We start from the raw sequence: 21,065 nt of genomic DNA, 5'->3' as shown, positions 1-21,065 counted from the left end.
CCAAAGAATGCCCGGCCCGCGTGAGTCAGGCTTTCGGAACAACGGAGGAGACGACGAGCCCCTTGCGCGGGCTTTGCAGATCAAGGACTCCAAAGCTTGCCAGATCCTTAACGCTCGCAGATTTTCCGCATACAAATCAAAGCACTGGGATTCCGACCGCGCGCGGCGCACCGCGGCAGAGCTCCCTTGCGGCCCCCACCGCCCACCGAAAAATCCCCTTCCCTTCCCCGATTTCCCCCGTATAGTCGCGCCCCATGATCACGGGACCTCATATGCTTGCCATCGACAGGGCCGCATGCCCTGCGCTGCCCCGTGGCCTTCTCCTTCTTAGCCGCCTCTGAGCGTGCCCCCGGGCGCGACCGCTCAGAGGTGACCAGCGCCCGCCAGGCTCAGCTAAGAAAAGGACCGCGACATGACCCAGGATAAAGTCGTCATCTTCGACACCACGCTCCGCGACGGCGAACAAAGCCCCGGCGCGACCATGACCCACGAGGAAAAGCTGGAGATCGCCTCCCTCCTCGACGAGATGGGGGTGGACATCATCGAGGCCGGCTTCCCCATCGCCTCCGAAGGCGACTTCGCCGCCGTGACGGAAATCGCCAAGCGGGCGAAGAACGCCACCATCTGCGGCCTCGCCCGGGCGAACTTCAAGGACATCGACCGCTGCTGGGAGGCGGTGCGCCACGCGAAGTCCCCCCGTATCCACACCTTCATCGGCACCTCGCCGCTGCACCGCGCCATCCCGAACCTCGACATGGACCAGATGGCCGACCGCATCCACGAGACGGTCACCCATGCCCGCAACCTCTGCGACAACGTCCAGTGGTCGCCGATGGACGCGACACGGACGGAACCCGACTATCTCTGCCGCGTGGTGGAAATCGCGATCAAGGCCGGCGCCACGACGATCAACATCCCCGACACGGTCGGCTACACCTATCCGATGGAGTCCGCCAGGATCATCAGGATGCTGCTGGAGCGGGTGCCCGGCGCGGACGAGATCATCTTCGCCACCCACTGCCACAACGACCTCGGCATGGCGACCGCCAACGCCCTCGCGGCCGTCGAGGCCGGCGCTCGGCAGATCGAATGCACGATCAACGGTCTGGGTGAGCGGGCCGGGAACACGGCGCTGGAAGAGGTGGTGATGGCGATGCGGGTCAGGAACGACATCCTTCCGTTCCGCACCGGCATCGACACCACGAAGATCATGAACCTGTCGCGCCGGGTCAGCCAGGTGTCCGGCTTCCCGGTCCAGTTCAACAAGGCCATCGTCGGCAAGAACGCCTTCCTGCACGAAAGCGGCATCCATCAGGATGGGGTCCTCAAGAACGTCCAAACCTTCGAGATCATGCGGCCCGAGGATATCGGGCTGACCCAGAAGAACATCGCGATGGGCAAGCATTCCGGTCGCGCGGCGCTGCGGGCGAAGCTCAAGGAACTGGGCTTCGATCTGGCCGACAACCAGCTGAACGACGTCTTCGTCCGCTTCAAGGCGCTGGCCGACCGCAAGAAGGAGGTCTATGACGACGACCTCATCGCGCTGGTCTCGGATGAGCAGACCAACGACGCCTATGAATACCTCCAGCTGAAGAAGCTGCGGGTCGTCTGCGGGACCGAGGGGCCGCAGGAGGCGGATATGATCCTGTTGATCGACGGCAAGGACCACCACATCGACGCGACCGGCGACGGGCCGGTGGATGCGGCGTTCAACTGCGTGAAGATGCTCTTCCCGCACAAGGCCCGCCTTCAGGTCTATCAGGTCCATGCCGTGACCGAGGGGACGGACGCGCAGGCCACCGTCAGCGTCCGGCTGGAGGAGGAGGGGCGGATCGTCACCGGCTCGGCCGCCGATACCGACACCATCGTCGCCTCGACCCGGGCCTATATCAACGCGCTGAACCGGCTCATCATCCGGCGGCAGAAGACGGCGCCGGGCGAGGATGTGAAGACCGTCTCTTACCACGGCGAGTAAGCGATCGGCCCCGGCGCGCCGCGCGCGGCGGCTGGGGCAATCTTAATAAAATCAACAACTTGGCTGCGGGCGTTCAGGGATCGTTAGCCATGATGCCCGCAAGCTAAAGCGAACCGGACCAACCCCTCAGTGCGTTGGCATGGGCGAAGAGCGCCGGGTCTTTCGACCAATGGTCAAGCAGGTCCGACCAGCGCAGCGCCACGAAGGTCACGTCGTCGCCCTTCACCGCGCGGGCGAAGTCGGCGACCTCGGCCCGGTGGCGGATGATGGCGTCCGGCGAGACCGGCTTGCCGCTGGCCCACTGGGCAGGCTCGGCATGGAGGTAGACCAGCACCGCCCCCCGCGCCCGTTTGACGCTTTGCGTCCGCAGACCGTAGGCGTGTTTCACCAGTTGCACCGCATCGAGATGCCGGTAGGTCTGCTTGCCATCTGCCAAGGCCCGGCGCATCGCGGTGAACCGGGCCATGCCATTGCCCCAGTCGCGGCTGTCACAGGCCTCGGAGAAGCCCACGGCCTTGCCGGGGCGGAAGGGTTCGTACCGCTTCGATTCCACCCCCACGAGGGTCGTCGGCGTGGTGATCACGGCATCGAGCCAGGGGTGGCGGCCCCCGGTCCAGGGAAAGCGCATCTCTGCCTCGATCTCCACCGCTTCCGGCTGGCCCATCGGCACGCCGGGCAGTGGCGGCAGGGCCTGCGGGCGGTTCAGGAACCAGCCGAAGGCGTTGGCAACGAGGGCTGCCGAGGACTCCGGGCTGTCGAACTTGCCCGAGGCCAGTTCGCTGCCGGGGGATCGCTTCAGGGCGGCCAGAACGGCCTCGGCCGGAACGCCGGGCAGGAAGGCGGCGTCCGTCATCCCTTCATCTCTTGCACCGTATTCCCGCCGTCCACAACCAGCATCGCCCCGGTGACATAGGAGGCTTCGTCCAAGGCGAGGAACAGCGCGCAGGCGGCGACTTCCTCGGGCCGGCCGGGGCGGCCGACCGGGGTGCGGGTTCCGGCGGCGATCTCTTCGGGGCTGGAGCTTTCGGTGGCGATCCAGCCCGGCAGGACCGCGTTGCAGGTCACCCCGCGCGGCCCGTATTCCAGCGCGATCGACCGCGTCATGCCGGTGATCGCGGCCTTGGCGGTGGCATAGGCGGATGAGCCGTCGATGGTCACCACCGGCCCGGTGACGGAGGAGATGTTGACGATCCGGCCGAACCGTCGCGCGGCCATGCCGGGCAGCGCGGCGCGGCAGCAGTGGAAGGTGGTGTTGATGTTCAGCGCCATGTGATGCGCCCAGACCTCGTCGGTCCAGTCGGCCAGATGCCCGCGCGGCACGTCGAGGCCGGTCTGCACCATGCCCGCGTTGTTCACCAGGATCTCGACCGGGCCCAGCTGCGCCTCGACCGCCGCGAACAGGCCCGCGACCTGCGCCGGGTCGGTCAGGTCGGCGATGTGCGACATCGCACCAAGTTCTTCCCCGCGGGCGTGGATGCGGCCGGTCGTCGCCGTGACGCAGAGCCTGGCACCCCCGGCCGCCAGCGCCCGGGCGATGGCGAAACCGATTCCCCCCGGCGCCCCGGCCCCCGTCACCAGCGCCACGCGCCCTGCCACCCCTGTCATCGCTGCCCCCCGTGTTTGCGGTCGATCCCTGCCACCATATCGGAAAAATGAAAGAGCTTCCGGCCATCATAGCCATTTCCCCGCGGGAAAGATCGGTTTTCTGCAAGCACGCGGAAGTGTGCGGATTGCAGCCGGCGGGGCTTTCGCTTCCCTGCGCGCTGCCTCTATAAGAAGCAGCCCCGTCGGGAACCCCGAGTCGGGGCCGAAACCGTTGCTTGCCCCAGGACCACCAAAGGACCGCTCATGTCGCTTTTCCCAAGCCTGTTCTCGTCTGACATGGCCATCGACCTCGGGACCGCGAACACGCTGGTCTATATCCGCGGCAAGGGGATCGTGCTGAACGAGCCTTCCGTGGTGGCCTACCACAACAAGGACGGCAAGAAGGTCGTTCTGGCCGTGGGCGAGGATGCCAAGCTGATGCTGGGCCGGACGCCCGGCACCATCGAGGCGATCCGGCCGATGCGCGACGGGGTCATCGCCGATTTCGAGGCGGCGGAAGAGATGATCAAGCACTTCATCCGCAAGGTGCACAAGCGGTCCACGATCAGCAAACCCAAGATCATCGTCTGCGTGCCGCACGGGGCGACCCCGGTGGAAAAGCGGGCCATCCGGCAGTCGGTCCTCTCGGCGGGCGCAAAGCGGGCCGGGCTGATCGCCGAACCCATCGCGGCGGCCATCGGGGCGGGGATGCCGATCACCGAACCCACGGGGAACATGGTGGTGGACATCGGCGGCGGAACGACCGAGGTGGCTGTCCTGTCGCTGGGCGACATCGTCTATGCCCGGTCCGTCCGGGTGGGCGGCGACCGGATGGACGAGGCCATCGTCAGCTATCTGCGGCGTCACCAGAACCTGCTGATCGGGGAATCGACGGCCGAACGGATCAAGACCTCGATCGGCACGGCCCGGATGCCTGACGACGGGCGCGGGTCTTCCATGACGATCCGGGGCCGCGACCTGCTGAACGGGGTGCCGAAGGAGACCGAGATCAACCAGGCCCAGGTGGCCGAGGCCTTGGCCGAACCGGTGCAGCAGATCTGCGACGCGGTGATGCAGGCGCTGGAGGCGACGCCGCCCGACCTTGCGGCGGACATCGTGGACCGGGGCGTGATGCTGACGGGGGGCGGGGCGCTGCTGGGGGAGCTGGACCTGAGCTTGCGCGAACAGACGGGCCTTTCGATCTCGGTGGCCAACGAGTCACTGAATTGTGTTGCCCTGGGCACCGGGAAGGCACTGGAATACGAAAAGCAGCTTCGGCATGTGATCGATTACGACACCTGAGGCCCTCTGGCCGATGGCGATGGAAGGCTGACCCTTGGCCAGGAACCGCACCGCACCCGAGGAATATTCGCGCCCCCTGCGCCGGCTGCTGGTCGGGCTGGCGGTGCTGGTGCTGGTTGCGCTGTTCATCCTGTGGCGGATCGACAGTCCGCGGGTGGAACGCTTCCGCGCCGCGCTGATCGACGCGGTGGTGCCGAACCTCGACTGGGCGATGCGGCCGGTGACGGCGTTTGCTGGGATGATCGACGACTTCCAGTCCTACACGCGCATCTACGAACAGAACCAGGAGTTGAAGCGCGAGTTGCAGCAGATGAAGGCCTGGAAAGAGGCCGCGTTGCAGCTGGAGCAGAAGAACGCCCGGCTGCTGGACCTGAACAAGGTGCGGCTCGACCCGAAGCTCACGCATGTGACCGGCGTTGTGATGGCCGACAGCGGCAGTCCGTTCCGGCAGTCGGTGCTGTTGAACGTGGGCGCGCGGGACGGGATCCGCGACGGCTGGGCGACGATGGACGGGATCGGGCTGGTGGGCCGCATCTCGGGCGTGGGCGAACGCACCAGCCGCGTGATCCTGGTGACGGATTCGAACAGCCGGATCCCGGTCACGATCCAGCCCTCGGGGCAGAAGGCGCTGCTGTCGGGCGACAACTCGCCGCTGCCACCGCTGGAGTTCATCGAGGACAGCGATCAGGTCCGCCCCGGCGACCGGGTGGTGACCTCGGGCGACGGCGAGGTGTTTCCGGCGGGGCTGCTGGTCGGACAGGTCGCGCTGGGGACGGACAAGCGGCTGCGCGTGGTGCTGGCGGCGGATTACCAGCGGCTGGAGTTCCTGCGCGTGCTGCGCAGCCACGAATTGCAGCCGATCACCGATCCCGGCAACCTGGTCGCCCCGCCTCTGGGCGCGCCGATGCCCGACACCTCGGCCGGGGCGGCCGAACGGGCGGCCTCGGCGCCGCCGGCCCGCACCGAGGGCGGCAATGTCGAGGAGACCGGCTCGGGTGCGGCCGAGGGTCCGGCACCGGAGGCCGGCGATGGCTGAATTCTGGCGGCAGGAGCAGTGGATCTTCCGGGGCCTGTTCCTGGCCATCGCGCTGGGGCTTCTGTTCCTGCGCCTTCTGCCTCTGGGCAGCGCGCCCGGCGCCCTGCCGGGGCCGGACCTGCTGCTGTGCGTGACCCTGGCCTGGATCGTGCGGCGGCCCGATTTCCTGCCGATGCCGCTGATCCTGCTCGTCTTTCTGGTCGAGGACCTGATCCTGTTCCGCCCGCCCGGCCTCTGGGCCGCGATCGTGATCCTGGCGACCGAATTCCTGCGCAGCCGCTTTGCGCTGACCCGCGAGCTGAGTTTTCCGGTCGAATGGCTCTTGGTCTCGGGCGTGATGCTGGGCATGATGCTGATCTACCGGCTGACGCTGGGACTGGCCTTCGTTCCGCAGGCCCCCTTCGGCTTTGCCGTGGTCCAGGTCCTGTGGTCCGTTGCGGTCTATCCGGTGGTGGTGGCCCTGTCGCGCCTGACGCTGGACCTGCGCAAGCCCGCGACCGGCGAAGTGGATGATTTCGGGAGACGGCTGTGAAACGGACCGCCCGCGAGGCCGAGGAAAGCAACCGCACCCTGAACAGGCGCACCCTGATGCTGGGCGGGGCGATGGGCGCGATGGTCGCCGTGCTTGGCGCGCGGATGCGGTATCTTCAGGTCGATCAGGCCGACCAGTTCAAGCTTCTGGCCGAGGAGAACCGGATCAACATCCGCCTGATCCCGCCCGAACGCGGCATCATCATGGACCGCAACGGCAAGGTCATCGCCGGCAACGAACAGAACTACCGCGTGGTCATCACCCGCGAGGCGGCGGGCGATGTCGATCTGGTCATGCGCCGTCTGGCCGCCATCATCCCGATGACCGCCGAGGAGTTGCAGGCCAGCATCGACCAGGTGAAATCCCTGCGCGCCTTCGTGCCGGTGACTGTGGCCGAGCGGCTGAGCTGGGACGACTTTTCCAGGGTCGCGGTCAACGCCCCCGCCCTGCCCGGCGTCGTGCCCGAGGTCGGCCAGTCCCGCCGCTATCCGCTGGACACCGACTTCGCCCATGTCGTGGGCTATGTCGGCCCGGTCAGCGAGAAGGACCTTGCCGACCTGGAATCCCCGGATCCCCTGCTGCGCATTCCGAAGTTCCAGATCGGCAAGATCGGCGTCGAGAAGTGGATGGAAGAGACCCTGCGCGGCGAGGCCGGGACCAAGCGGATCGAGGTCAACTCGGCCGGCCGCGTCATGCGCGAGCTGGAGCGGCGCGAGGGCACGCCGGGGAAGGACATCCGGCTGACCATCGACGCCGAGGTGCAGAACTTCGCCCAGGCCCGGCTGGGCGAGGAAAGCGCCGCCGTGGTGGTCATGGACGTGACCAACGGCGACATCATCTGCTGCGCCTCCTCGCCCTCGTTCGATCCCAATCTCTTCGTGCGCGGCATCAGCCATGCCGAATACAACGCCCTGATGGAGAACGACCACCGCCCGCTGGCCAACAAGACGGTCTCGGGCGCCTATCCGCCCGGATCGACCTTCAAGATGGTCACCGCGCTTGCCGCGCTGGAGGCCGGAGTGGCGACGCCGGACACCCGGGTCAGCTGCCCGGGTTACATCGAGTTCGGCGGCCGCCGCTTTCACTGCTGGAAACGGTCCGGCCACGGCACGGTGCGCCTGTCGCGCAGCCTGTCGGAAAGCTGCGACGTGTATTACTACGAAATCGCGCAGAAGGTCGGCATCGACAAGATCGCCGAGATGGGCCGCAAGCTGGGCCTGGGCCGGAAGTTCGACATTCCGATGTCGGCGATCACCGAAGGCAACATGCCCGACAAGGCATGGAAGATGGCGCGGCACAAGCAGGAATGGCGGATCGGCGACACGATCAACGCCTCGATCGGGCAGGGCTATGTGCTGGCCTCGCCCCTGCAACTGGCGGTGATGACGGCGCGGATCGCCAGCGGGCGGCAGGTCCTGCCCCGGCTGGTGCGGATGGTTCAGGGCCGCGAACTGCCGGTGCCCGAGGCCCCGGCGCTGGACATCGCGCCCGAACATCTGGCGGCGGTGCGCAAGGGCATGCACGAGGTGGTGAACGGTGACAATGGCACGGCGAAATCCAGCCGCATCGTCGAGCCGACGCTGGCGATGGCCGGCAAGACCGGCACCAGCCAGGTGCGCAACATCTCGAAGGCCGAACGCGAGGCCGGCGTGATCTCGAACGACCAGCTGCCCTGGCACCGGCGCGACCATGCGCTGTTCGTGGGCTATGCGCCCTATGACAATCCGCGCTATGCGGTGTCGGTGGTGGTGGAACACGGCGGCGGCGGTTCGACCGCGGCCGCGCCGATTGCCCGTGACGTGATCCTGCGCGCCCTGTCGGACGGCCTGCCGCCGCTGAATGCCTATCCTGCCAGCCAGCGCGCCCGGATCGAGACCATGCTGCGGGAACTGCCCCTGCGCGATCCGGTGACCGGCAGGCCGCCGGCCCGCAGCGCGACCTGAGGCGACGATGAGTTTCCTGGAATATCGCGTCAAGCAGGCACCGACGGGGATCCGCAAGATCCTGTACATGAACTGGCCGCTGGTGGTTCTGGTGACGGCCGTCGCCTCGGTCGGGTTCCTGATGCTCTATTCCATCGCGGGCGGAAATCTGGACACCTGGGCGCGCCCGCAGATGGAACGCTTCGCGGTCGGGATGGTGCTGATGTTCATCGTGGCGATGGTCCCGATCTGGTTCTGGCGGTCGATGGCGGGGGTGGCCTATCTGGTGGCCTTCGTGCTTCTCTTGGTGGTGGAGTTCTTCGGCACCGTGGGCATGGGCGCGCAGCGCTGGATCGACCTGGGCTTCATCCGGTTGCAGCCGTCGGAGATGATGAAGTTCACCCTGGTGATGGTGCTGGCCGCCTATTACGACTGGCTGGACCCGAAACGGGTGTCGCGGCCGCTGTATGTGCTGATCCCGGTTCTCTTGATCGTGGTGCCTACGGTGCTGGTGCTGATGCAGCCGAACCTCGGCACCTCGCTGATGCTGATCCTGGCCGGGGCGACGGTGATGTTCGTCGCCGGGGTCTCATTGTGGTATTTCGGCGCGGTTCTTGCGCTGGGGGTCAGCGCCGTGATCGGGGTCTTCACCCTGCGCGGCACGGAATGGCAGTTCCTGCACGACTACCAGTATCGCCGGATCGACACGTTCCTCGACCCCTCGGCCGATCCCCTTGGGGCGGGTTACAACATCATCCAGGCCAAGATCGCGCTGGGCTCGGGCGGCTGGTCGGGCAAGGGCTTCATGCAGGGCACCCAGTCGCGGCTGAACTTCCTGCCGGAAAAGCACACCGACTTCATCTTCACCACCCTGGCCGAGGAATTCGGCTTTGTCGGTGCCTTTTCGCTTCTGGGGCTTTACGCGCTGATCCTGGGCTTCTGCCTGGTGGCGGCCTGGCAGAACCGCGACCGGTTCTCCTCGCTTCTGATCATCGGGGTGGCGGCGAACTTCTTCTTCTACATCGCGGTGAACCTGTCGATGGTGATGGGCATGGCCCCGGTGGTGGGGGTGCCGCTGCCGCTGCTGAGCTATGGCGGGTCGGCGATGATGGTGCTGCTGGTCGGCTTCGGCCTGGTGCAGAGCGCCCATGTCCACCGGCCGCGCTAAGTGAAGCTTCTCCGCCGCCACGGACGCTTTCTGCTGTCCTTCTGCCTTGGGCTCGGCGCCGGACTGGGCGGCTGGGCCCTGTCCTTCGGCCCTGTCCTTGCCCTGCTTGCGGGGGCCGATGTCCTGTTCCTGACCTACCTCCTCCTCACCGCCCGGATCGCCGGTCAGATCCGCCCGGACGACCTGCGCCGCCATGCCGATGAGGACGACGAGGGCGTGGCCCTGATCCAGTTTCTGGCGGGGTTTGCGGTGCTGGCCAGCGTGGCAGCGATCATCACCGTGCTGAACGCCGACGAAAGCAGCCTGGGCGCACGACTGGCCGCTGTGGTCAGCCTGCCGCTTGGCTGGGCCACCGTCCACACGCTGATGGCGTTCCACTATGCCAACTTGCATTACCGCGCTGCGGCCCGGGGGGAGGGCTTCGCCTTTGCGGGCAAGGGCGATCCCGACGCATGGGATTTCCTGTATGCCAGCTTCACCATCGGCATGACCGCCCAGGTTTCGGATGTCGAGGTCACCACCCGCCCCCTGCGCCGGGCGGTTCTGGTGCATGGCGTGGCCGGTTTCTTCTACAACACCGGTATCCTTGCGCTCGCGGTGAACGCCGCCGTAACGGCCGGTCCGTAGCGCCGATTTCTTCGCAGAAATCGGACCGGAGCCTTTGAAGGCTCCGAACCGGAATTTTGCAAAATTCCGGCGCGCGCCCGGAAAGGGCGCCACGGAAGAGGGTTGACAACCGGGAAACGTCCACGGCCAACCTGTTGAAAATCCTTGACCCGAAATCCTGCCCACGCGTGGGCATTCCGAAAGCCTCACCCATGCTGACCGTCCTTTTCGCCGCCCCCGCGCTCTGGCCCGAATACGAACCCCACCTGCCCGCCGCCCTGGCCGAGGCCGGTCTCACCGCCCGGATCGTCACCGAGGCCGCCCCGGCCGAGGTCGACTACATCGTCTATGCCCCCGCCTCGCCCTTGCAGGACTTCACCCCCTACACCCGCACGAAGGCCGTCCTGAACCTCTGGGCCGGGGTCGAGAAGATCGTGGGCAATCCGACCCTGACCCAGCCCCTGTGCCGGATGGTCGACCCCGGCCTGACCGAGGGGATGGTGGAGTGGGTGGTCGGTCACACCCTGCGCCACCACCTCGGCATGGACCGCCACATCGTGAACCCTGCCCGCGTCTGGGACCCGACCTGCCCGCCGCTGGCCCGCGAACGTCCCGTGACGATCCTTGGCATGGGCGCGCTGGGATCGGCCTGCGCCGAGGCGCTGCGGGCGCTCAACTTTCCGGTCACAGGCTGGAGCCGCACCGAAAAGCCCGGCCAGCTGCACGGCGCGCAGGGGCTGCGCCAGGCGCTGTCCACCGCGCAGATCCTCGTCACGCTTCTGCCGAAGACGCCCGAGACCGAGAACCTGCTTGACGCCGACCGCCTTGCGCTGCTGCCGCGCGGCGCGGTGATCCTGAACCCCGGCCGGGGAGCCCTGATTGACGATCAGGCCCTGCTGGCGGCGCTTGACGCAGGCCAGATCGGCCATGCCACGCTGGACGTGTTCCGCGTCGAGCCCCTGCCGCAGGACCACCCCTTCTGGTCACACCCGAAGGTCACCGTCACCCCTCACATCGCCGCCGATACGCGGGCCGTCACCTCGTCCCGCGTGATCGCCGAGAACATCCAGCGGGGCGAGGCGGGCGAGCCCTTCCTGCATCTGGTGGACCGCGCGCGCGGCTACTGATCCCGCTTATCGCTTGCCGCCAACCGGCAGGAAGGGGTTGCGGAAATGCCGTGACCTGTGAATGATTGATCAAATTCACGGGCGGCAATTCCCGTGACGGGGAGATCATCGCATGCGGTCAGAGCCGCAGGATACGGAAGGCGGCCCCTGCTGGCCGCGCAAGCCCGAGTTCGGCGGAGCGTCGGCGGTCTCTCGCCTTCGACGCCGGGGCAAGGCCCCGATCCCCGACCGACAAACTCAGGAAAGAGCCACGACATGCCCGGTAATCTGACCCTTGACGAATTGAGAAAGGCCGTGAAGGCCGGAGAGATCGACACCGTGATCGCGGCCGGCATCGACATGCAGGGCCGCCTGATGGGCAAGCGCTTTCACGCGCAGTTCTTCGTGGACGGCGGCTGGGAGGAGACCCATTGCTGCAACTACCTGCTGACCGTGGACATGGAGATGACCACGGTGCAGGGCTACAAGTCCTCCAGCTGGGAAACCGGTTATGGCGACTATGTGCTGAAGCCCGACCTGCGCACGCTGCGCCGCATCCCCTGGCTGCCGGGCACGGCGCTGGTGCTGGGCGACACGCAGGACCATGCGACGCATGCCGACGTCCCCCACGCGCCGCGCTCGATCCTGAAGCGGCAGGTGGAACGCGCCCGCGCGATGGGCTTCGAGCCGATGATGGCGACGGAGCTGGAGTTCTATCTGTTCGAGAACAGCTACGAGAACCTGCGCGACGGGGGGCTGTCGGCCCTGCGTCCGATCAGCGGCTACAACGAGGATTACCACATCTTCCAGACCACCAAGGAAGAGGATGTGATGCGGGCGATCCGCAACGGGCTTTATGGCGCGGGGATCCCGGTCGAGAACTCTAAGGGCGAGGCCGAGGCCGGGCAGGAGGAGGTGAACTACCGCTACTCCGACGCGCTGGACGCGGCCGACAACCATGTGATCGTGAAGAACGGCATCAAGGAAATCGCCTGGACCAAGGGCAAGTCGGTGACCTTCATGGCGAAATACGACCACCGCCGCGCGGGGTCGTCCAGTCATATCCACCAGAGCCTCTGGACGAGGGACGGCAAGCCGGCCTTTGCCGACAAGGCCGACAGCCACGGCATGTCGAAGCTGATGAAGCATTACCTTGCCGGACAACTGCACCATGCCCGCGACATCACGGCGTTTCTGGCGCCCTATGTGAACAGCTACAAGCGGTTCACCGTGGGGATGTTCGCCCCCACCAAGGCAGTCTGGAGTGCCGACAACCGCACTGCGGGCTTCCGCGTCTGCGGGGTGCATACCAAGGCCGTCCGGGTGGAATGCCGGATTCCGGGGTCGGACGTGAACCCCTATCTGGCCTGTGCCGCGCTGCTGGCGGCGGGGCTGGACGGGATCGAGAAGAAGATGGCGCTGGAGCCGGAGATGCGCGGCGACATGTATTCGGCCAAGGGCATCCGCGAGATCCCGCACAACCTGCGCGAAGCGGCAGAGTTGATGCACAAGTCCACGATGCTGCGTGAGGCCTTCGGGGATGACGTGATCGACCACTACCACCACGCCGCCCAGTGGGAGATTTCCGAGACCGACCGCGTGGTCACGGATTTCGAACGCGAGCGGCTGCTGGAACGCGCATGACCGTAGGGTGCGCATTCATGGCGCACCTTCCACACCGAACGGTGCGCCATGAATGCGCACCCTACGAGGACTGACATGAAACCCATTCAACTGATTTCCCCCGTTGACGGCCGGGTCTATGCCGAACGGATGCCGCTTTCGCCCGAGGCCGCCGAAACCGTCGTCGCCCGCGCGAAGGCCGCGCAGAAGCCCTGGGCCGCGCGGCCCCTGGAAGACCGTATCGCGCTGGTCAAGGCCGGGGTCGCCAAGCTGAACGCCATGTCCGAGGTCGTGGTCGAGGAGCTGGCCTGGCAGATGGGCCGCCCCACCCGTTACGGCGGCGAGTTCGGCGGCGTAAACGCGCGGACCGACTACATGGCGTCCATCGCGGCAAAGACGCTGGCGCCCGAGATGGTGGAGGACAGCGCCCAGTTCCGCCGTTTCCTCGCCCGCGAGCCCGTGGGCGTGGTCTTCATCATCGCGCCCTGGAACTACCCTTACCTGACCACGATCAACACGCTGGTCCCCGCGCTGATCGCCGGGAACACGGTGGTGCTGAAGCACGCGAGCCAGACACTGCTGGTGGGCGAGCGGCTGGCCGAGGCCTTCCATGCCGCGGGTGTGCCGGAGGACGTGTTCCAGAACGTCGTCCTCGACCACGCCACCACCGAGGCCCTGATCGCCAAGCGGTCGTTCGGCTTTGTCAACTTCACCGGCTCGGTCGCGGGTGGCGCGGCCATCGAACGTGCCGCTGCGGGGACCTTCACGCCGCTGGGGCTGGAGCTTGGCGGCAAGGACCCCGGCTATGTGCGCGAGGATGCGAACCTCGACGTGGCGGTGGACGTGCTGATGGATGGCGCGATGTACAATGCCGGCCAATGCTGCTGCGGGATCGAGCGGATTTATGTGCATGAGAAGCTGTTCGACAGCTTCGTGGAAAAGTCGGTGGCCTGGGTCGGCCAGCTGAAGCTGGGCAATCCCTTCGACGCCTCCACCACGCTTGGGCCCATGGCGCACAAGCGGTTCGCCCAGACCGTCCGCGACCAGACCGCCGAGGCCATTGCGAAGGGGGCGAAGCCGCTTCTGGACCCGAAGACTTTCGCCGATGACGGCGGGGCCTATCTGGCGCCGCAGATCCTGGTCAACGTCGATCATTCGATGCGCGTGATGCGCGAGGAATCCTTCGGCCCCGTGGTCGGCATCATGCCGGTGAAGACCGACGAGGAAGCGATCCGGCTGATGAACGACAGCCCCTATGGCCTGACCGCCAGCATCTGGACCCAGGACTACGAGACCGCCGAACGGATCGGCGCGCAGATCGAGACCGGGACGGTGTTCATGAACCGGGCCGATTACCTGGACCCGGCGCTGACCTGGACCGGGGTCAAGGACACCGGGCGCGGCACCTCTCTGAGCTATCTCGGGTTCCATTCCGTGACCCGGCCGAAATCCTATCATCTGAAGAAAGTCTGACGCCATGAGCCACAACGTTCCCAACCGGAACTGGTCCTATCCCACCGCGATCAAGTTCGGCGTCGGCCGGATTTCAGAGCTGGCCGACCACGCCAAATCCATCGGCCTGCAAAAGCCGCTGTTCGTCACCGACAAGGCCCTGGCAAGCCTGCCGATCACCACTCAGGCGCTGGACGTGCTGGAGGCCGGGGGGCTGGGCCGCGCGCTGTTTTCGGAGGTGGACCCGAACCCGACCGAGAAGAACATGGAGGCCGGGATCGCCGTCTATCTGGCGGGCGGCCATGACGGGGTGATCTGCTTCGGCGGCGGCTCGGCCTTGGACCTGGGCAAGATGATCGCGCTGATGGCGCATCAGCCGAAGAAGCTGAAGGTCTGGCAGCTGGAGGACATCGACGACTGGTGGACGCGCGCCGATGCGTCGAAGATCGCGCCGATCATCGCGGTGCCGACGACGGCCGGAACCGGGTCCGAGGTCGGCCGGGCGGGGGTGCTGACCAACTCGGAAACCCACAAGAAGAAGATCATCTTCCATCCGAAGCTGATGCCCGCGATCACGATCTGCGATCCGGCGCTGACCGTGGGGATGCCGAAGTTCATCACCGCCGGCACCGGCATGGACGCGCTGGCGCATTGCCTGGAGGCCTATTGCAGCCCCTTCTACCACCCGATGAGCCAGGGCATCGCGCTGGAAGGGATGCGGCTGGTGTTCGAGAACCTGCCGAAGGTCTATGCCGACCCCAATGATCTTGACGCCCGGGCGCATATGATGAGCGCGGCGGCCATGGGGGCGGTGGCGTTCCAGAAGGGGCTGGGGGCGATCCATGCTCTGTCCCACCCGATCGGGGCGGTCTACAACACCCACCACGGCACCACGAACGCCGTGGTGATGCCGATGGTGCTGGACTTCAACCGCAAGGCGGTGAAGGACAAGCTGGCCTCGGCGGCGGCCTATTGCGGGATCAAGGGCGGCTACAAGGGCTTTTACCAGCGCATCCTCGACCTGCGCGAGACGCTGGATATCCCGAAGAACCTGACGAAGCTGGGGGTCAAGGACCCCGATCTGGACATGCTGACGAAGATGGCGCTGGAGGATCCGTCCTGCGGCGGCAACCCGGTCAAGATGACCAAGAAGAACACCCGCGCGCTGTTCGAGGCCTGCCTGTAGGGTGGGCTACAGCGCACCATCCGCCGGTGCGCCTTGGCGCACCCTGCGAACGGCTTGCCATGTTGACCCGTGAGACAACCGATATTGCCGTGATCGGGGCAGGGGTCATCGGCCTGACCATCGCGCTGGAGCTGATCGACCAGGGCCACGAGGTGGTGCTGGTCGATCCCGGTGAACCCGGCATGGGCGCAAGCTACGGCAATGCGGGCACCATCGCCGGATACGCGACCAGCCCCGTGGGCACCCCCGCCGTGCTGCGGTCGCTGCCCTCGCTCCTGTTCTCCCGGACCTCTCCGCTGGCGATCCGCCACCGCGCGCTGCCCTCGCTGGCGCCCTGGCTCCTCCGCTTTCTCTGGCAGTCGCTGCCCGCCCAGGCAAAGCGGAACGCCCGCAGTCTTGCCGCGCTGCTGGCCGGGGCGGCGGACCTGTGGGATGACCTCGCGCTGCGGGTGCAGGGCGCGGGCATCCTGCAACGGCGGGGCTGCCTCTATCTTTACGAAACGCCGCAGGCCTTCACCCAGGCCTGGGCCGAACTTGACCGGCGCCGCAGGCTTGGCGTCGAGGTCGATCTGGTCGGCCCCGACCGGCTGGCCGCGCTGGAGCCGAACCTGCCCCCGGGCCTTGGCGGGGCGGCGCATTTCACCGGGGCGACCTTTCTGGACGATCCCGGCCGGATGATGCGCCTGATCGCGGCGGCCGTGCTGGAGAAGGCGCGGCTGATCCCCGCGCGCGCCGAGCGGCTGGAGCGGCGCCCCGATGGCGTGGTGATCGAGGGGGCGGGCCTTCACCTGCACGCTCGCCGGGTGGTCATCGCGGCGGGTGCCCATTCCCGGGCCCTGGCCGCACAGGCGGGCGACCGTATCCCCCTGGACACCGAACGCGGCTATCACGTCGAATGGGACATGGCCGAGCCGCTGCTGAACCGCCCCGCCTGCCCCGTGGCGCGGGGGTTCTACTTCTGCCCGATGGCCGGGCGGCTGCGGGTGGCGGGGACGGTGGAGCTTGGCGGGCTGACGCTGCCGCCGTCGCCGCATCGGATAGCGAAACTGGTCGAAGGCGCGCGGGCCTTCTTCCCGGACCTGCCCGCCCCGGACCGGGAATGGATGGGCTTTCGCCCCTCGATCCCCGACAGCCTGCCGGTCATCGGCCCGTCGCGCAGCGGGGCCGAGGTGATCCTGGCCTTCGGGCACGGGCATCTGGGGGTGACGCTGGCACCGATCACCGCGCGGATGGTGGCGGGGTGGATCGACGGCCATGCGGCAGGGCCGGACCCCGCCCCCTTCCTGCCGACGCGGTTCTGATCCGGAAAATCCACGCGCCCCCTTGACCTTCCCATCATGGGAAGCCCCATATGCCCTTACGTCCCTGACCGACAGGAGGCGGACAATGACGGCGCATCCGAAAGACCTGACCCCCAAGACCTTGACGGTCGACCTGCCCATCGCGGGCATGACCTGTGCCGGCTGCGCGGGCCGGGTGGAGCGTGCGCTGAAGGCGGTGCCGGGGGTGACGGCGGCGCGGGTGAACCTGGCGACGGAACGGGCCGAGGTCGAGGGCAGCGCCGCGCCCGAGGCGCTGATCGGGGCGGTGGAACGGATGGGCTACAGGGTCCCCGCCCCGGCGCAGGAGCTGGCGATCGAGGGCATGACCTGCGCCTCTTGCGTCGCGCGGGTGGAACGCGCGCTGCGCGCGGTGCCGGGGGTGACGGGGGCGACGGTGAACCTGGCGACCGAAAGCGCGCGGGTCGAGGGCGTGGCGGACAGCGCGGCGCTGATCGCGGCGGTGCAGGGAGCGGGCTATGCGGCGCGGCTGGCCTCGGCCACAGTCGAGTCCCCGGCGCAGCGGCAGGCGCAGGAAGCGAAGGGCCTGGCCCGCGACCTGACCCTCGCCGCCCTGCTGACGCTGCCGGTCTTCGTGCTGGAAATGGGCGGGCATATGGTTCCGGCGTTCCACCACTGGGTGATGGCGACCATCGGGCAGGGCACAAGCTGGCTGATCCAGTTCCTGCTCACGACGCTGGTGCTGGCCGGTCCCGGGCGGCGGTTCTTTGCGCGCGGGATCCCGGCGCTGCTGAAGGGGGCGCCGGACATGTCCTCGCTGGTGGCGGTGGGGTCGGGCGCGGCCTGGGGCTATTCGACGCTGGCCACTTTCCTGCCGGGGCTGATGCCGCCGGGCACTGTGGCGGTCTATTTCGAGGCCGCGGCGATGATCGTGACGCTGATCCTGCTGGGCCGTCTGCTGGAGGCGCGCGCCAAGGGCCGGTCCTCGCAGGCGATCGCGCGGCTGGTCGCGCTGCAACCCGCCGTGGCGCATGTCCGGCGGGAGGGGCGCGTCGTCGATCTGCCCATGGCCGAGCTCCGGCCCGGCGACCTGCTGGAGCTTCGGCCCGGCGAGCGGGTGCCGGTCGATGGCCGCGTGGCCGAGGGCGCAAGCTGGATCGACGAAAGCATGGTCACGGGCGAGCCGCTGCCGGTGGAAAAGCACACCGGTGCCCGGGTCATCGGCGGCACGGTGAACCAGACCGGCGCGCTGGTGGTCGAGGCGGTGGCGGTGGGCGCGGACACGATGCTGGCGCGCATCATCCGCATGGTCGAGGCGGCGCAGGGTGGGAAGCTGCCGATCCAGGCGCTGGTGGACCGGGTGACGCTGTGGTTCGTGCCGATGGTGATGGCGCTGGCGGCGCTGACCTTCCTCGTCTGGCTGGCCTTCGGTCCCGCGCCTGCGCTGCCGATGGCGCTGGTCAACGGGGTTGCGGTCCTCATCATCGCCTGCCCCTGCGCGATGGGGCTGGCAACGCCCGTGTCGATTCTGGTCGGCACGGGGCGGGGGGCGGAACTGGGGGTGCTGTTCCGCAAGGGCGAGGCCTTGCAGGCGCTGCACGACGTCAAGGTCGTGGCCTTCGACAAGACCGGCACGCTGACCGAGGGCAGGCCGGTGCTGACCAGCTTCCACCCCGCGCCGGGCGAGACGCGGGAGGCGCTCTTGCCCCTGCTCGCCGCCGTCGAGGCGCAGTCGGAGCATCCCGTCGCCCGCGCCATCGTGGCGGCGGCCGAGGGGATGGCCCTGCCGCCCGCAGAGGGGTTCCTCGCCAGCCCCGGGCATGGCGTTTCGGCCCGGGTCGGGGGGGCGGAGATCGCGCTGGGGTCGGCGCGCGAGATGGACAGGCGCGGGGTGGACATCGCGGCCTTCGCGGCCGAGGCGGAGCGGCTGGCCGACCGGGGCGAAACCCCGCTTTATGCCGCGCGGGACGGAAAGGCCGTGGCGCTGCTGGCGGTGGCCGACCGGGTGAAGGACACGACCCCGGCGGCGATCGCCGCGCTGAAGGCGATGGGCCTCAGGCTGGCGATGATCTCGGGCGACAACGCGCGGACGGCGCGGGCCATCGCGCGCGATCTGGGGATCGACGAGGTGGTGGCCGAGGTCACACCGGAGGGCAAGGCGGAGGCGATCCGCAAGCTGAAGGCTGAGGGCGCGCTGGCCTTCGCGGGCGACGGGATCAACGACGCCCCCGCGCTGGCCGAGGCCGATGTCGGCATCGCCATGGGCACCGGCACAGACATCGCCATCGAGGCGGCGGATGTGGTGCTGGTCTCGGGCCGGCTGCCCGCGCTGGCCGATGCCATCGGCCTGTCCCGCGCCACGATGCGCAACATCCGGCAGAACCTGTTCTGGGCCTTTGCCTACAACGTCGCCCTGATCCCGGTGGCGGCGGGGGTCCTTTATCCGGCCTTCGGCATCCTGTTGTCCCCGGTCCTGGCCGCCGGGGCGATGGCGCTGTCCTCGGTCTTTGTCCTGACCAATGCCCTGCGGCTGAAACGCTATGGAGCGCGCAGATGATGATCATCGGTGAAGCCGCCGCCGCCAGCGGGGTCTCGGCCAAGATGATCCGCTATTACGAGGAAACCGGCCTGATCCCGCCCGCCGGGCGCACGGCCTCGGGCTACCGGACCTATGGCCCGAAGGAGGTGCAGATCCTGCGCTTTGTCCGCCGGGCGCGCGACCTCGGGTTCCCGATGGAGAAGGTTGCGGACCTTCTGGCCCTGTGGCGCGACCGGACGCGCGCCAGCGCCGAGGTCCGCCGCCTGGCCGAGGCGCAGATCGCCGCGCTGGAGGTCCGCATCCGCGAGATGGAGGCGATGAAGGCCACGCTTTCCCATCTGGTCCAGGCCTGCGCCGGGGACGATCGGCCCGATTGTCCCATCCTGGACGAGCTGGGCGGCAGCCCCTGCCGCAGCGCCGGGGGCTGAGCCCGGCCCCGACTTGCACCGCAGCGCGCAAGCGGCCAAGCTGGCCCGGCAGGACAGGACCGCACCGCATGACGCATCGCATCGCCGCCGAGGGCATCCGTTTCGACTTCCTCCCGCGCGGGGGCGTGCTGGACGGGCTGTCCGTCCGGGATCAGGGACGCGACATCGCGCCCTTGCACCGCGCGCCCTGGACCGAGGCCGAGGTTCCCGCCGAGGCCCCGCCGCATCAGGCCTGGCTTCGGGGCGATTTCCTGGCCGCGCCGATGGGCGCCTCGGAGCAGGGGTTGCACGGGCTGAGCGCGAATGGCGACTGGCAGGTGCTGCCATCGCCCGAGGGCTGCCTGCGCGCGGTGCTCGGCGGCGCGGTGCAGGGGGCGACGGTGGTCAAGGAACTGACGGTCAGCGACGGCCATCCCTTCGTCTATCAGCGTCACCTGTTCATCGGCGGCTCGGGCGCGCTGCCGGTGGCGAACCATGCCATGGTCTCGGTGCCGAACGGCGCCAGGCTCTCGTTCTCGCGCAAGCGCTGGTGGGAGACGCTGGCCGAACCGCTGGAGACGGTGCGGGGCCGCTCGGCCCTGGCCTATCCGCGCCGGGCCGAGGATGCGGCCGAGTTTCCGGGGGCGGATGGCGGGACGGTGAACCTGCACCGCTATCCCTGGGGCGATAGCCACGAGGATTTCGTTGCGGGGGTGGAGGACCCGGCCTCGCGCCTGGGCTGGACCGCCGTCGTGCTGCCAAAGGAGGGCGATCTGTTCCTGTCGCTGCGCAACCCGGCGCAGCTGCCGATGACCATGCTGTGGCATTCGAACGGCGGGCGCGACCATGCGCCCTGGAATGGCCGCCACCGGGGCTGTCTGGGGGTCGAGGAAGGCGCGGCCCTGCCGATGCTGGGACTGTCCTCGCGAGAGACGCCCGATCCCCTGTCCGCCGCCGGGCAGCCGCCGCTGCTGCGGCTGGACCCGCTGGGCACTGTCGAGGTCCGCCACATCATCGGCTGCATCGCCTGGCCGGAAGGGCAGTCGATCGCGGGCGTGATGCTGGAGGGCGATCAGTTGACGATCACCGGCGACTGGGGGGCGGAACGGAAGGTGCCGCGGCAGTGTCCCACGACGTGGTGTAGGAGGCCGCGCGCGGAGCCTTCGGCGTAGCGCAGCGCGCGGCCGGGGGTGACGCTGGCGGTCATCGCCGATCTTCGGAGAAGGTTTGGGTTGCGAGACCTTGAACCTGAAACGGAGAATGAGCCATTGTCCGCCACCGGTTCGAGGACCATGCCGAACGGCAAGCGCGAGGTTCTCGGCGTCGCCACCGGCCCATCCGAAGCGT

At 68.0% G+C, this 21,065-nt stretch carries 17 protein-coding genes; 15 read left to right on the top strand and 2 right to left on the bottom strand.

Going from position 1 to position 21,065, the window contains the following annotated elements; genetic code table 11:
- Positions 1–412: 412 nt before the first annotated feature.
- Positions 413–1,975: a 2-isopropylmalate synthase gene (locus tag G8O29_RS13690; protein WP_166403793.1), complete on the top strand. Its 1,563-nt coding sequence runs from the start codon at positions 413–415 to the stop codon at positions 1,973–1,975.
- 103 nt (positions 1,976–2,078) lie between these two features.
- On the opposite strand, the gene G8O29_RS13685 is transcribed toward G8O29_RS13690, so the two are convergent.
- Complete coding sequence (locus G8O29_RS13685; RefSeq protein ID WP_166403792.1) at positions 2,079–2,828, bottom strand: PGN_0703 family putative restriction endonuclease; 750 nt, start codon at positions 2,826–2,828, stop codon at positions 2,079–2,081.
- Positions 2,825–3,580 carry an SDR family NAD(P)-dependent oxidoreductase gene (locus tag G8O29_RS13680; protein ID WP_166403791.1) on the bottom strand — a complete coding sequence of 252 codons (756 nt, stop codon included), beginning with the start codon at positions 3,578–3,580 and terminating at the stop codon, positions 2,825–2,827. The genes G8O29_RS13685 and G8O29_RS13680 overlap by 4 nt, the downstream gene beginning before the upstream one ends.
- 243 nt (positions 3,581–3,823) lie before the next feature.
- On the opposite strand from G8O29_RS13680, the gene G8O29_RS13675 reads away from it, so the two are divergent.
- The 14 genes from G8O29_RS13675 (at position 3,824) to G8O29_RS13610 (ending at position 20,890) form a co-directional block, all read left to right on the top strand.
- Entirely contained in the window at positions 3,824–4,861 is a 1,038-nt protein-coding gene (locus G8O29_RS13675) for a rod shape-determining protein (protein ID WP_128515005.1), read from the top strand.
- A gap of 34 nt (positions 4,862–4,895) precedes the next feature.
- Positions 4,896–5,897 carry a rod shape-determining protein MreC gene (mreC, locus tag G8O29_RS13670; protein ID WP_166403790.1) on the top strand — a complete coding sequence of 334 codons (1,002 nt, stop codon included), beginning with the start codon at positions 4,896–4,898 and terminating at the stop codon, positions 5,895–5,897.
- The gene (locus G8O29_RS13665; protein WP_166403789.1) at positions 5,890–6,429 is read left to right on the top strand and encodes a rod shape-determining protein MreD; all 540 of its coding nucleotides are present in this window, start codon (positions 5,890–5,892) and stop codon (positions 6,427–6,429) included. Before mreC ends, G8O29_RS13665 begins: the two co-directional genes overlap by 8 nt.
- Positions 6,426–8,372, top strand: a complete 1,947-nt coding sequence (mrdA, locus tag G8O29_RS13660; protein ID WP_166403788.1) for a penicillin-binding protein 2 — start codon at positions 6,426–6,428, stop codon at positions 8,370–8,372. The genes G8O29_RS13665 and mrdA overlap by 4 nt, the downstream gene beginning before the upstream one ends.
- 7 nt (positions 8,373–8,379) lie before the next feature.
- Positions 8,380–9,519, top strand: a complete 1,140-nt coding sequence (rodA, locus tag G8O29_RS13655; RefSeq protein ID WP_166403787.1) for a rod shape-determining protein RodA — start codon at positions 8,380–8,382, stop codon at positions 9,517–9,519.
- Positions 9,520–10,146, top strand: coding sequence for a DUF1345 domain-containing protein (locus tag G8O29_RS13650; protein ID WP_166403786.1), 627 nt, complete (start codon positions 9,520–9,522; stop codon positions 10,144–10,146).
- 191 nt (positions 10,147–10,337) lie between these two features.
- The gene (locus G8O29_RS13645) at positions 10,338–11,252 is read left to right on the top strand and encodes a 2-hydroxyacid dehydrogenase (RefSeq protein ID WP_166403785.1); all 915 of its coding nucleotides are present in this window, start codon (positions 10,338–10,340) and stop codon (positions 11,250–11,252) included.
- A gap of 255 nt (positions 11,253–11,507) precedes the next feature.
- Positions 11,508–12,875 (top strand): glutamine synthetase family protein, encoded by a 1,368-nt coding sequence (locus tag G8O29_RS13640; RefSeq protein WP_166403784.1) that lies wholly within the window; start codon positions 11,508–11,510, stop codon positions 12,873–12,875.
- 75 nt (positions 12,876–12,950) lie between these two features.
- Positions 12,951–14,327 (top strand): aldehyde dehydrogenase family protein, encoded by a 1,377-nt coding sequence (locus tag G8O29_RS13635; RefSeq protein WP_166403783.1) that lies wholly within the window; start codon positions 12,951–12,953, stop codon positions 14,325–14,327.
- A gap of 4 nt (positions 14,328–14,331) precedes the next feature.
- On the top strand, positions 14,332–15,492 hold the full coding sequence (locus G8O29_RS13630; RefSeq protein ID WP_166403782.1) for an iron-containing alcohol dehydrogenase: 1,161 nt from the start codon (positions 14,332–14,334) through the stop codon (positions 15,490–15,492).
- A gap of 59 nt (positions 15,493–15,551) precedes the next feature.
- Positions 15,552–16,793, top strand: a complete 1,242-nt coding sequence (locus G8O29_RS13625; protein ID WP_166403781.1) for an NAD(P)/FAD-dependent oxidoreductase — start codon at positions 15,552–15,554, stop codon at positions 16,791–16,793.
- Between the two features lie 85 nt (positions 16,794–16,878).
- Complete coding sequence (locus G8O29_RS13620; protein ID WP_166403780.1) at positions 16,879–19,329, top strand: heavy metal translocating P-type ATPase; 2,451 nt, start codon at positions 16,879–16,881, stop codon at positions 19,327–19,329.
- A complete protein-coding gene (cueR, locus tag G8O29_RS13615) occupies positions 19,329–19,739 on the top strand; it encodes a Cu(I)-responsive transcriptional regulator (RefSeq protein ID WP_166403847.1) in 411 nt (136 codons plus the stop codon). Before G8O29_RS13620 ends, cueR begins: the two co-directional genes overlap by 1 nt.
- A gap of 68 nt (positions 19,740–19,807) precedes the next feature.
- Positions 19,808–20,890 carry a hypothetical protein gene (locus tag G8O29_RS13610; RefSeq protein WP_166403779.1) on the top strand — a complete coding sequence of 361 codons (1,083 nt, stop codon included), beginning with the start codon at positions 19,808–19,810 and terminating at the stop codon, positions 20,888–20,890.
- Positions 20,891–21,065 lie beyond the last annotated feature (175 nt).

The sequence above is a fragment of the Rhodobacter calidifons genome, assembly GCF_011174775.1.
Classification (GTDB): Bacteria; Pseudomonadota; Alphaproteobacteria; order Rhodobacterales; family Rhodobacteraceae; genus Tabrizicola; species Tabrizicola calidifons.
This window is presented reverse-complemented; position numbering and strand designations above follow the sequence as displayed.

What these genes read in the sequence shown, in the direction of transcription:
- G8O29_RS13690 (WP_166403793.1), top strand. Translation starts at nt 413, where the DNA reads ATGACCCAGGATAAAGTCGTCATCTTCGACACCACGCTCCGCGACGGC.
- G8O29_RS13685 (WP_166403792.1), bottom strand. Translation starts at nt 2,828, where the DNA reads ATGACGGACGCCGCCTTCCTGCCCGGCGTTCCGGCCGAGGCCGTTCTG.
- G8O29_RS13680 (WP_166403791.1), bottom strand. Translation starts at nt 3,580, where the DNA reads ATGACAGGGGTGGCAGGGCGCGTGGCGCTGGTGACGGGGGCCGGGGCG.
- G8O29_RS13675 (WP_128515005.1), top strand. Translation starts at nt 3,824, where the DNA reads ATGTCGCTTTTCCCAAGCCTGTTCTCGTCTGACATGGCCATCGACCTC.
- G8O29_RS13665 (WP_166403789.1), top strand. Translation starts at nt 5,890, where the DNA reads ATGGCTGAATTCTGGCGGCAGGAGCAGTGGATCTTCCGGGGCCTGTTC.
- rodA (WP_166403787.1), top strand. Translation starts at nt 8,380, where the DNA reads ATGAGTTTCCTGGAATATCGCGTCAAGCAGGCACCGACGGGGATCCGC.
- G8O29_RS13645 (WP_166403785.1), top strand. Translation starts at nt 10,338, where the DNA reads ATGCTGACCGTCCTTTTCGCCGCCCCCGCGCTCTGGCCCGAATACGAA.
- G8O29_RS13640 (WP_166403784.1), top strand. Translation starts at nt 11,508, where the DNA reads ATGCCCGGTAATCTGACCCTTGACGAATTGAGAAAGGCCGTGAAGGCC.
- G8O29_RS13635 (WP_166403783.1), top strand. Translation starts at nt 12,951, where the DNA reads ATGAAACCCATTCAACTGATTTCCCCCGTTGACGGCCGGGTCTATGCC.
- G8O29_RS13630 (WP_166403782.1), top strand. Translation starts at nt 14,332, where the DNA reads ATGAGCCACAACGTTCCCAACCGGAACTGGTCCTATCCCACCGCGATC.
- G8O29_RS13625 (WP_166403781.1), top strand. Translation starts at nt 15,552, where the DNA reads ATGTTGACCCGTGAGACAACCGATATTGCCGTGATCGGGGCAGGGGTC.
- G8O29_RS13620 (WP_166403780.1), top strand. Translation starts at nt 16,879, where the DNA reads ATGACGGCGCATCCGAAAGACCTGACCCCCAAGACCTTGACGGTCGAC.
- cueR (WP_166403847.1), top strand. Translation starts at nt 19,329, where the DNA reads ATGATCATCGGTGAAGCCGCCGCCGCCAGCGGGGTCTCGGCCAAGATG.
- G8O29_RS13610 (WP_166403779.1), top strand. Translation starts at nt 19,808, where the DNA reads ATGACGCATCGCATCGCCGCCGAGGGCATCCGTTTCGACTTCCTCCCG.